The organism is Pseudomonas sp. HMWF032, from assembly GCF_003060885.1.
Lineage (GTDB): Bacteria > Pseudomonadota > Gammaproteobacteria > Pseudomonadales > Pseudomonadaceae > Aquipseudomonas.
Genome location: NZ_QAIG01000007.1, coordinates 227,883 through 241,096, shown reverse-complemented (window position 1 = coordinate 241,096; position 13,214 = coordinate 227,883). Strand labels below are relative to the sequence as shown.

At 58.3% G+C, this 13,214-nt stretch carries 14 protein-coding genes, 1 tRNA gene and 3 pseudogenes; 6 read left to right on the top strand and 12 right to left on the bottom strand.

Translation table 11 applies throughout. From position 1 onward, the window contains the following. The first annotated feature begins 86 nt into the window (after positions 1-86). On the top strand, positions 87-815 hold the full coding sequence (locus tag DBR00_RS12260) for an amidotransferase (protein WP_108489855.1): 729 nt from the start codon (positions 87-89) through the stop codon (positions 813-815). Positions 816-926: 111 nt separating this feature from the next. Here the strand turns inward: DBR00_RS12260 and DBR00_RS12255 are convergent, their stop codons facing one another. The 6 genes and pseudogenes from DBR00_RS12255 to DBR00_RS12235 form a co-directional block, all read right to left on the bottom strand. Continuing rightward, positions 927-1,898: a magnesium and cobalt transport protein CorA gene (locus DBR00_RS12255; protein WP_108489854.1), complete on the bottom strand. Its 972-nt coding sequence runs from the start codon at positions 1,896-1,898 to the stop codon at positions 927-929. A 114-nt stretch (positions 1,899-2,012) separates the two neighbouring features. Then, positions 2,013-2,738, bottom strand: coding sequence for a 1-acylglycerol-3-phosphate O-acyltransferase (locus DBR00_RS12250; RefSeq protein WP_108489853.1), 726 nt, complete (start codon positions 2,736-2,738; stop codon positions 2,013-2,015). A 70-nt stretch (positions 2,739-2,808) separates the two neighbouring features. Then, complete coding sequence (locus tag DBR00_RS12245; protein WP_108489852.1) at positions 2,809-3,270, bottom strand: hypothetical protein; 462 nt, start codon at positions 3,268-3,270, stop codon at positions 2,809-2,811. 318 nt (positions 3,271-3,588) lie between these two features. Beyond that, on the bottom strand, positions 3,589-4,416 hold the full coding sequence (locus DBR00_RS21490) for a methyl-accepting chemotaxis protein (protein WP_371920656.1): 828 nt from the start codon (positions 4,414-4,416) through the stop codon (positions 3,589-3,591). A gap of 30 nt (positions 4,417-4,446) precedes the next feature. Further along, positions 4,447-5,472, bottom strand: a pseudogene (locus DBR00_RS21485) (cache domain-containing protein); the annotation flags it as partial. Positions 5,473-5,627: 155 nt separating this feature from the next. Further along, on the bottom strand, positions 5,628-6,317 hold the full coding sequence (locus DBR00_RS12235; protein ID WP_108489850.1) for a crotonase/enoyl-CoA hydratase family protein: 690 nt from the start codon (positions 6,315-6,317) through the stop codon (positions 5,628-5,630). 182 nt (positions 6,318-6,499) lie between these two features. Here DBR00_RS12235 and DBR00_RS12230 point away from each other — a divergent pair, with 182 nt between their 5' ends. Both DBR00_RS12230 and DBR00_RS12225 read left to right on the top strand, forming a co-directional pair. Then, positions 6,500-6,727 (top strand): hypothetical protein, encoded by a 228-nt coding sequence (locus DBR00_RS12230; protein ID WP_108538063.1) that lies wholly within the window; start codon positions 6,500-6,502, stop codon positions 6,725-6,727. A gap of 92 nt (positions 6,728-6,819) precedes the next feature. After that, positions 6,820-6,909 (top strand) — tRNA-Ser (locus DBR00_RS12225). A gap of 95 nt (positions 6,910-7,004) precedes the next feature. On the opposite strand, the pseudogene DBR00_RS12220 reads toward DBR00_RS12225, so the two are convergent. Further along, a pseudogene (locus tag DBR00_RS12220) lies at positions 7,005-7,154 on the bottom strand (type II toxin-antitoxin system YoeB family toxin); the annotation flags it as partial. Positions 7,155-7,359: 205 nt separating this feature from the next. Between DBR00_RS12220 and hda the strand changes: the two are divergent. Beyond that, positions 7,360-8,064, top strand: coding sequence for a DnaA regulatory inactivator Hda (gene hda, locus DBR00_RS12215; protein ID WP_108489847.1), 705 nt, complete (start codon positions 7,360-7,362; stop codon positions 8,062-8,064). A gap of 67 nt (positions 8,065-8,131) precedes the next feature. On the opposite strand, the gene DBR00_RS12210 is transcribed toward hda, so the two are convergent. The 3 genes from DBR00_RS12210 to arsC are packed head-to-tail and all read right to left on the bottom strand — an operon-like array spanning position 8,132 to position 9,487. Next, positions 8,132-8,539 (bottom strand): DUF2069 domain-containing protein, encoded by a 408-nt coding sequence (locus DBR00_RS12210; protein ID WP_108489846.1) that lies wholly within the window; start codon positions 8,537-8,539, stop codon positions 8,132-8,134. Further along, positions 8,532-9,137, bottom strand: a complete 606-nt coding sequence (wrbA, locus tag DBR00_RS12205; protein WP_108489845.1) for an NAD(P)H:quinone oxidoreductase — start codon at positions 9,135-9,137, stop codon at positions 8,532-8,534. The genes DBR00_RS12210 and wrbA overlap by 8 nt, the downstream gene beginning before the upstream one ends. Continuing rightward, entirely contained in the window at positions 9,134-9,487 is a 354-nt protein-coding gene (arsC, locus tag DBR00_RS12200; RefSeq protein WP_108489844.1) for an arsenate reductase (glutaredoxin), read from the bottom strand. Before arsC ends, wrbA begins: the two co-directional genes overlap by 4 nt. Positions 9,488-9,591: 104 nt before the next feature. Here arsC and DBR00_RS12195 point away from each other — a divergent pair, with 104 nt between their 5' ends. Both DBR00_RS12195 and DBR00_RS21075 read left to right on the top strand, forming a co-directional pair. Continuing rightward, positions 9,592-10,821, top strand: coding sequence for a virulence factor BrkB family protein (locus DBR00_RS12195; RefSeq protein ID WP_108489843.1), 1,230 nt, complete (start codon positions 9,592-9,594; stop codon positions 10,819-10,821). Between the two features lie 167 nt (positions 10,822-10,988). Further along, positions 10,989-11,105, top strand: a pseudogene (locus DBR00_RS21075) (hypothetical protein); the annotation flags it as partial. Between the two features lie 139 nt (positions 11,106-11,244). On the opposite strand, the gene DBR00_RS12185 reads toward DBR00_RS21075, so the two are convergent. After that, positions 11,245-11,637, bottom strand: a complete 393-nt coding sequence (locus tag DBR00_RS12185; RefSeq protein WP_108489841.1) for a hypothetical protein — start codon at positions 11,635-11,637, stop codon at positions 11,245-11,247. A gap of 139 nt (positions 11,638-11,776) precedes the next feature. Next, positions 11,777-13,186 carry a PilZ domain-containing protein gene (locus tag DBR00_RS12180; RefSeq protein WP_108489840.1) on the bottom strand — a complete coding sequence of 470 codons (1,410 nt, stop codon included), beginning with the start codon at positions 13,184-13,186 and terminating at the stop codon, positions 11,777-11,779. Positions 13,187-13,214: the final 28 nt, after the last annotated feature.

The following is a 13,214-nucleotide window of genomic DNA, read 5'->3' as shown; positions in this document are numbered from 1 at the left end:
TCCCAGAACTATTGCCATGCAGGCTGGCAGCAGGCACGCTTGCGCGCTGGAAAAACAACCCTCCTGCGCCCTAGGTAACCGCCCATATGCCGCTGCAGATCTGCATCCTGGAAACCGATGTTCTTCGCCCTGAGTTGGTCGATCAATACGACAGTTATGGTCGTATGTTCGAGCAATTGTTCGCCCGTCAGCCGATTGCTGCCGAGTTCAAGGTGTACAACGTGATGGAGGGGCACTACCCGCCGGACAGCGAGCGCTACGATGCGTATCTGGTGACGGGCAGCAAGGCAGATTCCTTTGGTAGCGACGCCTGGATCCAGACGTTGAAAACCTACCTGCTGGAGCGTTATGCCCGTGGCGACAAGCTATTGGGGGTGTGTTTCGGTCATCAGCTATTGGCGCTGTTGCTGGGCGGCAAAGCCGAGCGTGCCGTGCAAGGCTGGGGTGTGGGTATCCATCAGTACCGTATGGAGAACAGACCGGCCTGGATGAGCCCAGATCTGGAAGACCTTACGCTGCTGATCAGCCACCAGGACCAGGTCACCCAATTGCCGGAGAACGCTACCTTGCTGGCCAGCAGCGAGTTCTGCCCGATTGCGTCTTACTGCATTGGTGATCAGGTATTGTGCTTCCAGGGGCACCCCGAGTTTGTGCATGACTACTCGCGCGCGTTGCTTGACCTGCGTCAGCAGCATATTGGCGAGCCGGCGTATACCCGCGGCGTTGACAGCCTGCAGCATGACCACCAGGGCCATACGGTCGCCGAGTGGATGATGCGTTTTGTCGCTCACGGTCGTGCAGGTCTAGTCGAATAAATGTTGGCAGATAAAAAGCCCGGTCAATGACCGGGCTTTTTTATGGCGTGCTATCCATGGCCGCCCCCTGGACTGCCGTTCTGCGCCGTTAAAATAGTTCCAGGCGATTTTTTATAGCCAGCCGTAATGCTTGAAGCTGGCATACAGGCTGAGGCAGCCGGTGGTGATGACGCCGAGCACGGCGAAATAGCCGTATTGCCAGGTCAGTTCGGGCATGTTTTGGAAGTTCATCCCGTAGATTCCGGCCACTGCCGTGGGGAAGGCGAGTATTGCCGCCCAAGCGGCGAACTTGCGCTGAGTGACGCTTTGCCGGGACGACTCCAGCAGCAGGCCGATCTCGATGGCGTGGTCGGCCATTTCGCGCAGGGCGGTGAGGTCTTCCAGCAGGCGGTTGACGTGAATCGCCACGTCGCGGAAGTAGGGGCGCATGTTTTTGTCGATAAATGGGAACTCCAGGCGCTGTAGCTCCTGGCAGATTTCCGCCAGCGGCCCGATATAGCGGCGCAGGCGCAGAAGATCGCGGCGCAGCCCCTGGATGCGTTCGACGTCGGCCTGACTGAGTGGGTGTTTCAGCACATGCTGTTCCACCTCCTCAAGTTCGCTGTGGTAGTTGTCCATCAGCGGCCGGTAGTTCTCGATGACGAAACTGAGCAGGGCGTAGAGCACGAAATCTTCTCCGTGCTCAAGCAGCAGTGGGCGTGCCTCGCAGCGCTGGCGAACCTGCGAATAGGGCGCCGAGTCACCGTAGCGGGCGCTGATGATGTAGCCGCTGCCAGCAAACAACTGGGTTTCGACAAAGGTCAGCTCGCCGTTGGCGCGAACGGGCGAGTAGAGCACCAGAAACAGTGCATCGCCAAAAGTCTCCAGTTTGGGCCGGGTGTGCCGCTGTAAGGCGTCTTCCAGGGCCAGCTCATGCAGGTCGAACTGCCGTTGCAGGTTGCTTAGCTCATCGCTGCCGGGATCGTGCAGGCCGATCCAGACAAAGTGGCCCGGCTTTTTCGCCCACTGCCTACCCTCATCAAGGCTGATATTGCTGACTTTCAGCCCCTTGCTGTAAACAGCTGCGGCAACAACTCGACCCATGATGCGTCCCTTATTGGCTGGTTTCAGCACGCAGCTTAGCGGCTTCGCCGTGGTCGGTGTGCATGCTAATAAAAAGCCCAGCGCGGGGCTGGGCTTGTTTGCACCGGGCAATAATCAGGCGCGCTGTGTCAACTGCTGGTCCATCGCCTCGATGCACTGCTGCATCTGCGTGCGGCAGGTTTCGACCAACTGTGGCAGATCATCCTGGCTCAGGCCGGCGGTGGGGATGGCCGGCAGCGAGCGGATCATGATTTCGCCGCTGTTCCAGCGATTGAGCTGGATATGGTTGATGTAGGTGCTGACACACACCGGGATGATCGGCACGCCGGCAGCAATGGCCATCTGGAAGGCGCCTTTCTTGAATGGCAACAGGCCTTTGCCCAGGTTGCGCGTACCTTCAGGGAACACCCAGATCGAGGTGTCTTTGTGCTTCAGGGTGTCGGTGGTGGTGAGCATGGCCTGCTTGGCGCGAATCGCGTTACCGCGGTCGAGCAGCACGTTGCCGGCCAGCCAGTAGAGCTGACCGAAGAAGGGCACCCATTTCAGGCTTTTCTTGCCGATGCTGACAGTGCGCTCGGGAACCACCCGGCCGAGTACATAGAGGTCATAGTTGGATTGGTGGTTGGCCACAATCACACATGAGCGTTGGTGGTTGAGCAGTGGTTGTGCGTCGGTCTTGAGTTTCCAACGCAGCAGCCATTGTGCCGGTATGCTGTAGAGGCGCGCGCACAGGCGGCTGTTGTCCGGATTGAATGGGCGGCAAATGCCGAGCAGCAGGCCCAGGGTACCGGCGAGGATAAAGTGCACGCCCATCGCCAGCATGCGCAGAATAAATAGCATTTGGTACGCCCGTCGTAAGAAAAAGGCGCGCAGTGTACGGGCGTGCACTGCTTTCAGCAATTGATGCTGATCAGAGGTTGTTACCGCTGGTGTAGCCCAGGCCTCTGGCCGGCAACATGTTGATGGTGCTGTAGCGAGCAGCAAGGCGATCAATGCTGCCATCTGCTTCAAGACTTCGTAGGGCCGGACCCAGGCGCAGCATAAAGTCCTGCTTGTAGGGCTTGTTAATTGATTCGGGTATAACCGAGATGACCCGCCCAGCGTTGGCCAGCAGGCCTTGCTCTCGCATCTGTTGCGGCTCCCAGAGGATCGATAGGCGATCATGGATGTATACGTCCATGCGCTGACGTTTGAGTTGCTGCAGGTTGGTACGGTTATCGTTGGCGTAGCTCTGTTGCAAGCATGCGTTTGTAACCGGGGCGGTGATGATGTTGAAGCCTCTGTTGAGGTCAATACGCAGCACCGCATAGACCGCCGGGAAATCTTCGAAGGATCGCTGAAGGGCCAGTTCACTGCGCCTGGAGGCTACCACGCCTGGTTTCAGGAGCGGCCGTGAGTACTCGATCCATATGGGTGTTCACGGAGCGGTAATAGGCGGGAGCAAGGCCAACGCTGTGCCTTTTTTCCGGTGCACAGGCCAACCGGGTGAATGCTGACGCGATAATCCGGCATCTGCGCAAAGCCTGCACGCAGGATGTCGCTGTATACGGCTTTGGCTTCACCGTTTCGGCGTAGCGGCAGGGCGGGTAACTGGCGTCACACTGTCGCCACCTTAGGCGTATGCGCATGCCCAGTCTCCTTATCGGTTGGCGCGGGCTGCGCAGTGGTGCGCGGCCCGATGTAAAGCCGGTCAGACCTTGAAGCGACCAAGCAAGTGATCCTGCTGGCCCACCTGATCAACCATCACGGCGCATTGGCGCACCTGTTCTTCGGACCCTGCGGCGACCTCATGGCTGATGTCGCGAATGTTGGTGGTGTTGCGGTTTATCTCCTCGGTGGTGGCGCTCTGCTGCTCGGCGGCTGTGGCAATCTGCAGGTTCATGTCGTTGATCCGGGTGATCGCATCGCGGATGCGCCCTAACATATCGTTGGCCGCTCCGGCATCCTCGGCTGTTTTGCTGGCAGTATCACGGCTTTGCTGCATGCGTGACTCGGCCTGTTTCACCCCGGATTGCAGCTGGTCGATCATCTGACGGATTTCCTGAGTCGATTGCTGGGTGCGCGAGGCCAGTGAGCGCACTTCATCGGCGACCACGGCAAAGCCGCGGCCAGACTCCCCGGCACGGGCGGCCTCGATGGCGGCGTTGAGGGCGAGTAGGTTGGTCTGGTCGGCAATGCTGGTGATCACAGAGAGAATCGACTCGATGTTGTGGCTGAGCTTGGCCAGCTCGTTGATTGCATGGCTGGTCTCGTCCATTTCCTCAGCCAGGTGCTTGATTGCTTCTGTGGAGCGCGAGACCACCCGCACGCCGTTTTCGGTCTCTTCGTTGGCAGCCAAGGCGGCCTGCGCTGCAGCCTGGGCGTTGCGCGCCACTTCTTCCGCAGTCGAGGCCATCTCCTGCATGGCGGTAGCCAGTTGATCAAGCTCCTGCAGTTGCTGCTGCAGACGGTTGGCGGCCTGGTTGGCTTCGCTGGAGGTCAGGGTGGTGCTTTCCCGTACTTGCCTGGAGCTGCCCATCACCTCGCTGATCAGGTTCTGCAGGCTTTGCAGGAAGCTGTTGAATTCCTTGGATACCAGGGCGATTTCATCGTTGCCGGTGGCCGGTAGACGACGGGTCAGGTCGCCTTCACCGCTGTTCACCTCATGCAGAGAGTTATGCAGGTGGTCGAGGGGTTTGAGCAGGCTGTTCATCAACACGCCAAGCACGATCAGGCTGATGATCACCCCCAGTACGGTGCCGATCACCGCCCGCCAGCTCAGGGCGTTGGCTTCGGCCATCACAATGCTCTTATCCAGCACCACACCGATATACCAGTCCATACCCTTGAGGTTGGGCAATGGGGTAAAGGACACCAGCAGGTCTTTGTCGCCACCGCTGATATTTTGCAAGTCCTTGTTTAGTATAGGGCTCTGACCGGCGAACAGCTCGCTATAGCTCTTGCCGTTGAGGTCGGTGTTGGGGTGAGAAATGATGTTGCCGTTGCGGGTCAGCAGAAAAGCGTAGCCCGCGCCGTTGAAATCCAGCGTGTTGACCGCATCGGCAACAGTTTTCAGGCGAATGTCCCCCCCCATTACGCCTAGAAACTCGCCGCCATTGGTTATGCGGGTAACCGCTGAAATCAGGATTTCTCCAGTGGTGGAGTCTACATAGGGCTCAGTCAACACTGCTTGTGAAGCGTCTTTACCGGTTGCGTACCAGGGACGCTGACGACCGTCCCATTCCGGGGCGGGTTTCCAATCGTCACTGTTCTTGATGGGTTTTCCATCGCTTTGCAATGCGCCAAAGACCAGGATGAACTCATTTTTCAGCATGGGTGTGTTGACGATGCGCTGGGTTTCTTCGGAGCTGTAATTGCTGTCGAGGCTTTGCGCCATCAAATCCATCAGCTTGAGTTTGGCGTTGAGCCAGTTCTCTATTTGTCGCGCCAGTGCGTTGCTGGATTCAGCGATGCTTGCGGCTACCTGACTGTGCAGGGTGCTACGGACTTGGCTGACTTGCGCTAATGACAACAGACTAGTGGTTAGAAATAGGACAATGGCTGCCGCCAAGCCAACCTTGTGGACAATCTTCATGGCACGCTCCCGCGGCAATATCGAATAGATCGGTGGGCGCCTTATTCCGTGGCCTACCCTCTAAAAGTAATACAGGCTGGAAATATTGCCCGCTGATTGGCTATTAAATGCAAAAGCCCGGCGTAAGGCCGGGCTTTTTCAGTGTTGTTCGTGTTTTACAGCGAGTGTTGCTTGTCCAGTTCGACTGCCTGATCGAGGGCTTCGAGCAACGCCTTACGCACTTTCAGCTTGGTGTTTTTGTGCGCGGTCATGTTGATCTTCTTCATCTGCTGGGCAACCGCCAGGGCTGTGGCGTGTAGCTGTTCGGCCGGTACCACCTTGTCGAGGAAGCCTGCATCCACGGCGCTTTGCGGGTCGAACATCTCGCCGTTGATCACTGAGCGGTGGAAGGCCGATTTGCGTAGGCGATCACGCGCCAGCTCAATACCTGCATGATGCATGGTCATGCCGATCTGTACTTCATTCAGGCCAATGGTGAATGGGCCATCAACGCCAATGCGGTAGTCGGACGAAAGCAGAATAAAGGCACCCTTGGCGACCGCATGGCCTGTGCAGGCTACGATGATCGGGAAGGGGTGGGCGAGCATGCGGCGCGCCAGGGTCGAGCCAGCGGCAACCAGGTTGATGGCGTTCTGCGGGCCGGAGGTCATTACCTTGAGGTCATAACCGCCGGACAGGATGCCTGGCTGGCCGGTGATGATCACGATCGCTCTGTCCTGTTCGGCACGATCCAGGGCGGCATTGAAGGACGTGATCACATCCGGGGAGATGGCATTTACTTTGCCATTGTTCAGAGTCAGGGTGGCAATGCCATCGTCGAGTTGATAGCTGATCAGGTCGCTCATGGTCGAATTCCTTGTGCTGAAGTGCAGCAGACGTTACTCATCCGCATCGATCAGGTAAAGCACGATGGCTGACTGACTGGTCAGTGATGTTGGGCGATTCGGCTATGAGGGCGATCAATATCGGCAATTGGTCAGAGCGATTGGTGCGCGATTACCGTCACCGCTTCATTTGGAGGGGCGGTATGCGTGGCTTAATCCACCTGAGCACATTCTGGCGCGCTGCATTGGCTTTACTGTTATTGCTCGGGTTGCTCTGGCTGGCCAGTAACCCACACAGCCAAAGTCCGGATGGCGTGCTAGGGCTGTTCGTCTTTAGTCTGTTCATTTCCCTAGGCTTTATCCTGTTCGGCCAGCAGCGCCTTGACACGGCTCCTGCCACGACCTCGCCCGAGGACCAGCATCTGGTATAAGCACATGAATCTTTTGAAAAAATATTTTGCCTTTGGCGGGCTGTTCGGCTAGATTAGCGCGCCTCGACAGACAGCAATGATTGTTGAGACCCGGTGAAGTGTCCGAGCGGTTGAAGGAGCACGCCTGGAAAGTGTGTATACGAGAAATCGTATCGTGGGTTCGAATCCCACCTTCACCGCCAGATTGATACAGTTAAAGCCCTGATAACTCATGAGTTGTCGGGGCTTTTTGATTTCTGGCGTTCGGTGGTGTCGATGAAGTGTCGAAAAGGCTGGTTTATTCGAAGTGCGACCAGAGCCGCGGAACCTTCACCACCTGTTCATCTTGCAGCGCCATGTAGACCAGACGGTGCTGAATGTTGATGCGGCGTGAGTAAGCACCTGCGAGATCCCCGACCAGCTTTCCATTGGGCGGGAGGGTTCTGAAACGGGTTTTCCATGCTGTTTCACAGTTATGTGCCGAAATCACTTACCAGCGTTGGTCGATATAGCCCAGAGCCGGACGGGCAGGGGGCTGGGAACGTCAGTAAAGACTAGCTTTATCCATCAATGACTTAGCGCGAAGAAGGCTATAAACTTTCCGATCTTTACGGTGAGCCAGCCAGTGGTTCCGACGAGCCGCCCAACCCAGCATGACACCCATACAACTGCCTTTAGGTGTGCGTCTGCGTGATGACGCCACTTTTGCCAACTACTACCCCGGAGCCAACGCTGCGGCGTTGGGTTATGTCGAGCGTTTGTGTGAAGCGGATGCCGGCTGGACCGAGAGCCTGATCTACCTGTGGGGCGGTGAGGGCGTTGGCCGCAGTCATTTGCTGCAGGCGGCGTGTCTGCGTTTTGAGCAGCGTGGCGAGCCGGCGGTGTATCTGCCGTTGGCCGAGGTGGTCGAGTATGGCCCGGCGCTGCTGGATAACCTTGAGCAGTGCGAGCTGGTCTGTCTGGATGATCTGGATGCCGTGGCTGGCAACAGTGAGTGGGAAGAAGCGCTCTTCCACCTGTTCAATCGCCTGCGTGACAGCGGTCGACGTCTGCTGTTGGCGGCGGGTACTTCGCCGCGCGAGCTGCCAATCAAGTTGGCGGATCTGCAATCGCGTCTGACCCTTGCGCTGGTGTTTCAGCTGCAGTCGCTTTCTGACGAGGACAAGCTGCGTGCATTGCAGCTGCGCGCATCGCGGCGTGGCCTGCACCTCAGTGATGAGGTTGGGCGCTTTATCTTGACTCGCGGTGAGCGCAGCATGAGTGCGCTGTTCGAATTGCTTGAGCGCCTGGATCAGGCCTCGTTGCAGGCCCAACGCAAACTGACCATTCCCTTCCTGAAAGAAACTCTGGGCTGGTAACCCGAGCCTCAACATCACTGTGCTTACGCTGTGTTGAGGCTCGGGTTCGTTGAGCGCGTATTTACAGTTATTCCCCGGCCAGCTTGCGTTCGTACTGAAAGCGCCAGCGGGTGAACATCAGCGCCGTACAGAATAGGCTGAAGCTGAGCAGGGTGAGCAGCCAGCCATACAGCGCTTTGCTCGGGTCGAAAGCGGCGAGCACGCCCTGGATAAAGTACAGGTTAACCACGAAGCAGGCCCAGGCATGCGCGCGCGCGTTGCCCAACAGCAGGCCCGGTGCGAGCAGTAGCAGCGGTGTCAATTGCAGGCCAAGGATGACCCAAAGCAGTTTGCCGGGGATGTTGGCGTAGTGCAGGTTCCACACCAGCAGCAGAGCGGCGAGGCTGAAGAAGCTCAACAGACTGGCGGCGCGGCTGATGTTCAGGCGCGGTTGCAGCCATTCCAGGCTGGGTAACGGTTTGGCGGTTCTAGCCACGGGCACTCTCCAGTTTGATCGCCGTATGTGCCAGGCGCTGGCCGAGCGCGCGGCACAGGGCTGTTTCATGTTCATCCAGGGCGCGTTTACCGTCGGCGCCGGCATGGTGACTGGCACCGTAGGGTGTACCGCCACCGCGGGTTTCCAGCAGTGCGGCTTCGCTGTAGGGCAGGCCAGTGATCAGCATGCCGTGGTGCAACAGCGGTAATAGCATCGACAGCAGGGTGCTTTCCTGGCCGCCATGCAGGCTGGCCGTGGACGTGAATACCCCCGCTGGTTTGCCGACCAGGCCGCCGGTCAGCCACAGGCCGCTGGTGCCATCGAGGAAGTACTTCAGTGGTGCGGCCATATTGCCGAAACGAGTCGGGCTGCCGAGCGCCAGGCCGGCGCAGTGTTTCAGGTCATCCAGGCTGGCGTACAGCGCGCCCTCCAACGGTATCTCGGCGGCAGTGGCTTCACATTCGGCGGAAATAGCCGGCACCGTGCGCAGCCGCGCTTCCAGGCCAGCCATTTCGACGCCGCGGGCAATGTGCCGGGCCATTTCGGCTGTAGCGCCATGGCGGCTGTAATACAGCACCAGAATGTAGGGTGCGCTCACGGCAGGATCTCCAGAATGTTTTCCGGTGGGCGACCGACCACGGCTTTGTCGCCTGCAACCAGGATGGGTCGCTCGATCAGTTTGGGCTGGCTGACCATGGCGGCGATCAACTGCTCATCCGTCAATTGTGGGTCGTCCAGGCCGAGTGCCTTGTACTCGTCTTCCCCGGTGCGCAGCAGTTGGCGGGCGGGCATGCCCAGCTTACGCAGCAGTTCGTGCAGTTCGGCGGTGCTCAGCGGGTTTTCCAGGTAGCGCACAATGGCTGGGTTGAGTCCGCGTTCTTCGAGCAGTTGCAAGGCGCTGCGCGATTTCGAGCAGCGCGGGTTATGGTAGAGCGTCAGATCGGTCATGTTCGAGTCGCCTGTAGCCATCGATGGCGGCTATTCTACCCGCTAACGGCATTTACGCCTGCGTCTACAAAGGTTTGCTGAGTACGAGTGGCTAAGGAGAGTGCATGCGGCAGCGCGTAAATAATGTGTTGGAGTTCTGGCGTTTCCTGTTGCAGCGGTTTATCGCTGATCAAGGTACCAACAATGCGGCGGCGCTGACCTACACCACTCTGTTTGCGGTGGTGCCAATGATGACTGTGACGTTCTCCATGTTGTCGGCCATCCCGGCATTTCAGGATACCGGCGAGCAAATCCAGAGCTTCATTTTCCGCAATTTCGTGCCCTCAGCTGGTGAAACCCTGCAGCAATACCTGCGTGATTTCACCACCCAGGCGCGGCAGCTGACCTGGGTGGGCGTAGTGGTGCTGGCGGCTACGGCGTTCTGGATGCTGGTCACCATTGAAAAAACGTTCAACATCATCTGGCGTGTACGCCAGCCAAGGCGTGGCGTTTCCAGTTTTCTGCTGTATTGGGCGATTCTCAGCCTGGGGCCGTTGCTGCTGGGCGGTGGCTTTGCCATCAGTACATATATCACGTCGCTGTCGCTGATCTCCGGGCCGGATGCCTTGCTCGGCATGCAGGCACTGCTGAAATTCATGCCACTGCTGTTCAGCGTGGCGGCCTTCACCCTGCTTTATGCCACGGTGCCGAATGCTCAGGTACCGCTGCGGCATGCGTTATTGGGTGGCTTGTTTGCGGCCGTCCTGTTTGAAGTGGCGAAGATGCTGTTTGGCCTGTATGTGCGCCTGTTTCCGGGCTATCAGCTGATTTATGGCGCTTTTGCCACGGTGCCGCTTTTCCTGCTGTGGATCTATCTGTCTTGGTTGATCGTCTTGTTTGGCGCGGAGTTGGTGTGCAACTTGGGAATTTCCCAGCAATGGCGCCGGCGCGCCATGCCACCCTTGCTGACTGTCTTCGGCGTGCTTCGGGTGTTTTATGAGCGTCAGCAATCAGGCCTGAAGGTGCGTTTACGTGATGTGCAGCGCCAAGGCTGGCAATTGGCTGAGCACGAGTGGGAAGAGATTTTGGCATTCCTTGAGCAGCAGAAACTGGTTGCCTCGACCGGCCCCGGTGCTTGGGTGCTGAGCCGCGACCTCAGCCATTACCCTGTGCAGCAACTGCTGACCCGCAGCCCGTGGCCGCTGCCTCGGGTGGAGCTCTTGCCCGCGCAGCTTGAAGAACCCTGGTATCCGGCACTGCGCAGTAGTCTGGAGCGTTTGCAGGAAGAGCAGGCGCAGCTGTTCGCGGAAGACCTTGCGCAGTGGCTGCAGCCCCAGACAGGCGTTGTCGAGTGACGTAAAACGTCAGTTTTCGGCGTGGTGCTGCCCACGCATGATCACAGCGGTGACCATGAAGGTCGCCAAATAAGCTTAAAGGGACGCTGGCACGCTTCTGGCTATCGCAATGGCAGATAGCAATCAGGTTGCCAGCAGGGCAGGGATTGGCGGAGTGTGAAGACGTTATGACAGCCAGCAAAGGCAAAGTGATTCATCTGTATCAACGTGATCCCCAAGAGGCTCTCGAACGCCTCAACCGTATTACCGGGTTGCGTTTCAGCAGCTGGCCACAGTCCTTGGTCAATATAGATACGCCTGTCGATGACTCATCAGCTTTAGTGCTACCTGAGGTGCAAATAACCACTTCGCCCAGTGGTGTGGTCTCAGGCTAATGCAAAACCCCGCGACAGTGCGCGGGGTTCTGTGGTGTTTCGCGGTTGCTCAGGCAAGTGCTTGGCGGCTATCCGTTTGCGCCAGCTCCACCGCCTGCACAAATAACTCTTCGACGATCAGGCTGCTTGCCGATACGGCCGAGCGCACGCGTACCTGCATGTCTTCAATTTTCTGTTTGACCGGCAGGCGCGCTACACCGGAAAGCAGGATCTTGCTGTGTTGATTGAGCATGCCGTGGTCGACCATTACTTCGCGCGAGTTAGCGCCGTCACGGTAGCTGATCAGCAGTGATACTGGCAGGTTGGCCAGTCCGGGCAAGTGCAACCAGGCGGCTACGTTGAACTCGGCGACGCGCCCTTCGTAGGGGGTGACCTGTAAGCGGGCGAGGTTGATGATGCCAGCAGGTACTTGGCCGACTAACTTATCCAGTGCTTGGCTCATGGTTGCGTTCCAGGGTAATAACAGGTCGTATCAAGCGTAAGTGCGATTAATTATAAGTGGGCCCTGTCCGATGAAACTGTGCGCTTGGCCGATGTTGGGCGTGATTTTTCTCGCAGTTTTAGCGTGACGACAACTGTAACTAGGCCAGTTGCATCGGGTAGCGGGTTACCGACGCGGTCATCAGATTGGCAGCGGGCAGCGGCAAAATAGCCTGATTGTGCGCGCTGGCCAGTTGCAGCCAAACATTTTCTCCTTCGACGAATTGTCCATTGGGCAGCCACAACCCGTGATGCCAGCCATTTCCTGGTTCTGGTGTGCTCTGCAAAACCCCTGGGTGGGTTTGTGCGCTGGGCGCACGGCGCAACCACACGGGGCGTGGTAGGCCTTTCAAATAACGTAGGCCGAGGTGCAGGCCTTCACTGTTCAGGTGGCGCCAGCGGACCAGGGCCAGCGTCGGGGTTTCACTGCTGGTGAGCAGCAGGATCAGTTGTCCAACCGAGAGCTGAGCAGCCTGGTCGGCATTGCACAGCAAGCGTGCGCCGCCAGGGCTGCCATCAAGCATCTGCGCAGCAGTACGGATTGGTCTTTGCTCTAACAGTTGCGCGTGAATGCTGGCCAGGCCTATGACCAGTTCACATGCTGAGCTGTGATCGGCACGGGTATGGCGGCGTTGTTGGCGTCCCAACCAGTGCTGCTGCACGCGCTCCAGTACCTGGCGCTCAGCCTGGCTTTGCAGCGGCGCGGGCTCATGCAGGGCGACCAGCAGAGCGCCCAGTTCGAAACGGCGCAAATAGGCCGGGCTGCCTTCGGCAACCTGGGCGTAACTCAAGCAGGGTTGAGACTCCGTCAGGTCGATCGTCGGACCCTCGACATCTTCCTCTTCATCCCAAGGCAACAGGCGAGCCAAGCCCGATAGAGGGGAGAGGGCGCCAAACAGCAGGGCGCACTCACCTTCGGCCAGGTGAAACGGGTTACTTAATGCCAGGAGTAGCATCTGCTGGTAGATACCGCGCAGGGTGCAGGCTGGTTGCGGCAGAAATGCTGCGGCAACTGGCTCATCAAGGCAGTCCTGGTGCTCGCCGATCCAATACAGCAAGTGGCTGTCGCGCCACAGGCTGGGTGGTGGCTCCTGATAGAGCTGGTAGTGGCGCAGCAGGCTCTGCGCAAGAAAGTGCTGGGCCATATACAAACACCAGGCCAGGTGCGGGCGTGATGGTTGGCGGCCTTGAAGAATTTGCAACAGCAAGCGCTTGAAACCTGCAGCCAGTTCGCTGCACAGGTGCACAAACAATGTGCTTGGTGGTGTTTCGCCTTGATAGGCTTTGCTGTAATGGCGGTATTGATCGCTGAAGCTTTGCAGTGCGCGTTGCCTTTCGAGTAAGGTCATGGCGCTGCGGTTCAGCCTGAAAAGCAAGCCGAGTACCTGTTGTAGAGCTTGCTCGGCAGGTTGCAGGCGGGCCTGCGCCAGTTGCTCGTTAAGATCCGCCAGGGGCGCGACGTCGGTCTCGAGGATGTCTGGCACTTCCAGGCGCAAGGCATCTAATGTCATATCAACCTTATGGAATCAGGGGGCGAAT